1 protein-coding gene and 1 pseudogene are annotated in these 1780 nt (G+C 67.7%); both read left to right on the forward strand.

The window, feature by feature from the left end; translation table 11 throughout:
* Window positions 1-816, forward strand: a pseudogene (locus VQ02_RS38565) (Fic/DOC family protein); the annotation flags it as partial.
* Window positions 813-1724 (forward strand): hypothetical protein, encoded by a 912-nt coding sequence (locus VQ02_RS33780; RefSeq protein ID WP_048448655.1) that lies wholly within the window; start codon window positions 813-815, stop codon window positions 1722-1724. The pseudogene VQ02_RS38565 and the gene VQ02_RS33780, both read left to right, overlap by 4 nt.
* The last annotated feature ends 56 nt before the right edge of the window (window positions 1725-1780 follow it).

Consider the following 1780-nt stretch of genomic DNA (forward strand, 5'->3'; position numbering starts at 1 on the left):
GACCAGGCGCTGATCAACCGGGTGCCGAGCGAGACCCGCGACAAGCTCGTGCTCGCCACCCGCGGCCAGGTCCAGCCCCTGGCCGAGATGGTGCGGAATGCCCGCTACTCGGAGGAGCAGCGCGCCCATCCGGTGCTCGGCCGACTGTCGGCCGAGGCGTTCGAAGCGACGCGCCTAATGGGAGCGCCGCGCATCGTCCTTGCCGAGCCCGGCACCCAGATCCGGGGTCAGGTGGTCGCGACGAACTACGACCATGCTCTGGTCCGTCAGGATCGGGTGCTCGCGGCGGTGCCGCTCAGCAGCTTCCGCGTGATGCCGGAGAACAACTCGCGCGTCGACGTGCGGGTCTTGCGCAACGACGAGAGCCTGGACCGCTCCCAGCCGCGCGAGGAGGTCGCGCGCAGCCAGGTGGTCGGGAGCGTCCTGATCCCGGCGAGCTACATGCTGCTCGCCGGCCAGCGACCGGAGCACGCCGCGCGCAACCGGATCGAGATCCCAGGCCCGAGTCCGGCGCTCGCCGACGCGTTGCAGACCCGAACGGCGCGCGAGATCGTCGCCGATCCCGTGCTCATCGCGGAGGTTCGCCAGATCGACAAAAGCCTGATCGAGCGCTTTGGGCGCGAGGGCTCGGCGATGCTGATCCAGGGCAGTCCCGATGAGGCCAGGAGCCTCCTGCCCCAGGGCCAGGATCTCGAAGCGGTGCGCGCCGTCCTCAAGCCCGTGGTGCAGGCCCTGATGGTCGACGATCGTCAGCAGAAGCTCGCCCACCAGCAGACGCTCAGCCAGACCGAGCCCCATCTCGGACACTCGCTATGACGGCCCTGCATCAGAGGACGGAAGAGTCCATCTCTGCTGTCAGGATCATCGTCCTCGCCGTCGTCGCATTCGCGACGCTCTGCGTGCTCAGCCTCGTGTGGTGGACCTTCTCACCGGTCCTCGGGCAGGTCTACGCGGCATTGCGTTTGGCTGAGACGCTCACCCTATGGCGGTACACGGGCTGGGGTCGGTACTTCATCGGCATGCCGGTAGGCCAGCCGTTCGCGTTCGTATCGATCTACCAGTCGAGCGCTCCTTTCGGCCTGGTGGCCGCCCTGCTCACGGCGCTCATCGGCTTTCTCGCATGGCGCAAGCGGAGCCGGAGCCACATCGACGCACTCATCACCCTGCCGCCCCGGGGGTTCGGGCAGAACGCGATCACCAGCCAGTTCGTGCCGGCTGGTCGACTGGTGCGGTTGCCTGCCTCGGCCGAGGATGAGGTTCCCGTACAGCCCCCGTGCCCGAACCGGTTCACGGAGATCCGCGACCTGCTCGATGTCCCGGCTGTCGAGAGGATGCTGGAGGACATTCCCTGGCACCTCGCTGCTGCTCTGTTCCTGACGATCGACGCCATAGCCCCTCTCGCCGATCGAAAGGCCCGGGCGGCCGTCCTGAAGGCTGCCAGGGGGGCCGCAGACCGTCAGGTTGCCGATGCGCAGGCGCGGCTGCCCGACACGCTCGTGCAAACCCTGTACGGCTACCTGCTCCAGGCGATCACCGATCAGAAGGGCCGGGGGATCGCAGAGCTTCGGCAGGTTCACCAGGTGCTCAAGACCAGAGAGCATCTCGCCTCGGCAACCTCGGCGCTAGCCGACATCGCCCAGAAGGCGCATGGCCTGCACTTCCCGGACTACGCGTGGCTTCGCCACGTCGATCCGCGCTTGCAGTCTGAGATCAGGACCTACTGAGATCCCTCAACGAGGAGCGCCGAGCGGAAGGTCCACTCGGCGCTCCTCGTTGAGGG

The sequence above is a fragment of the Methylobacterium variabile genome (assembly GCF_001043975.1).
In the GTDB taxonomy this organism is placed as follows: Bacteria; Pseudomonadota; Alphaproteobacteria; order Rhizobiales; family Beijerinckiaceae; genus Methylobacterium; species Methylobacterium variabile.

Coding starts and splice junctions, on each gene's coding strand:
- VQ02_RS33780 (WP_048448655.1), top strand. CDS start 813: ATGACGGCCCTGCATCAGAGGACGGAAGAGTCCATCTCTGCTGTCAGG.